This is a genomic window from Parendozoicomonas verongulae (assembly GCF_009711465.1).
In the GTDB taxonomy this organism is placed as follows: Bacteria; Pseudomonadota; Gammaproteobacteria; order Pseudomonadales; family Endozoicomonadaceae; genus Sansalvadorimonas; species Sansalvadorimonas verongulae.
This window is the reverse complement of the sequence record NZ_SMME01000481.1, coordinates 1-1,015: the sequence shown is the minus strand read 5'-3', so window position 1 is coordinate 1,015 and position 1,015 is coordinate 1. Positions and strand designations below refer to the sequence as shown.

At 50.4% G+C, this 1,015-nt stretch carries 1 protein-coding gene; it reads left to right on the top strand.

What is annotated here, in order from left to right; translation table 11 throughout:
• A partial coding sequence (locus E1189_RS01095; protein ID WP_155158272.1) for an AMP-binding protein occupies positions 1-1,015 on the top strand: 1,015 nt, incomplete at both ends.

The window sequence follows — 1,015 nt, the reverse complement described above, 5'->3', positions numbered from 1 at the left end:
ATGGCCACCGGGGCATCAACCGTGATTGCCGGACAGCAGGAACATCATGACCCTATGCTCTTGTGGAAGTGTATTCATGACAACACAGTTTCAGTGTTGCCTTTTACATCGTCAGCCCTGGAGCTATTTATTGACACTCTCGCTTCAAAAAACCGAGGCCTACCTTCCAGTATTCAACTCTTACTGATTGGCGGAGAAAACCTTTCCACAGAACTCACTGATAAACTGAGAATTTCCGACCCAAAGGGCACTGTTCAGGCTTTCAATCTTTATGGCCCGACAGAAACCACTGTACAGTGTGCTACATATCAATGCACGCAGACAGAAAAATTCCAGTCTGTCCCTATTGGTACCCCTGTCAGCAATACCCAGCTCTACGTTCTTGATGCCTGTGGTCACCCACTCCCTAAAGGTATCCCGGGTGAACTACATGTGGCCGGTCAAGGGCTGGCCAAAGGCTATCTTAACAACCCAGGTAAGACCGCAGACGTATTTGTTACTCTCCCACAGGTTTCAAACGACAGGCTCTACCGAACCGGCGACAGGGCGCTGTGGCTGGAAAGCGGTAATCTTCTCCATATTGGTCGTATGGATACCCAGGTTAAAATTCGTGGTCAACGGGTGGAGCTGGATGAAATTATCCGACAACTGGAATCGTTGGAAACTGTTGGAAAGTCTGTGGTTCTTCCATTCCGGAGAAAAGGAAGCAACCAGGAGGGCAACAGTTATGATTATCTGGTGGCTTGGTACACAGGATCTGTGCAGCGGGATCAGGAATGGTTTCGGGAACAATTGAGCCAATATCTGCCCGCCTGCATGATCCCTGCGTCGTTTATCTGGCTGGACACCCTGCCCCTGACCGCTAACGGCAAGCTGGACCATAAGGCCCTGCCGGAACCAGAACTGACCAGCCCCCTAACATACGTGCCCCCTACCAATGACACCGAACAATACCTGTGTACCCTCTGGCAGGAGCTGCTACAAATTGAGCAGGTTGGAATAGACGACAACTTCT